Here is a 203-nt window from a genome sequence, read left to right as displayed (position 1 = left end):
TGATGCCCTTGCGCAGTACCTTGGGCGGCCGGCCCATGCTGCCCACTTCAGCCATGCCCGGGTCACCACGCGGGCCGCAACCCTTCAGCCCCCTCACACAGCTTTCGTCGCTATCCAGGCTCTCGTCGTTGATCTTCGCCTTGTAGTCCTCGCTGTCCCCGAACCCCCCGGCGCGGCCCCGGTGCTGCATCAGGTGCTTTGAT

1 pseudogene is annotated in these 203 nt (G+C 66.0%); it reads right to left on the bottom strand.

The features are described 5' to 3' along the window. Positions 1–203 (bottom strand): annotated as a pseudogene (locus GYB81_RS23505) (dihydroxy-acid dehydratase); the annotation flags it as partial.

Origin of the sequence: Pseudomonas yangonensis, assembly GCF_009932725.1 — a bacterium.
GTDB lineage: Bacteria > Pseudomonadota > Gammaproteobacteria > Pseudomonadales > Pseudomonadaceae > Aquipseudomonas > Aquipseudomonas yangonensis.
Note: the sequence above shows the minus strand (reverse complement) of the source record. Positions and strands in the feature narration are given on the sequence as shown.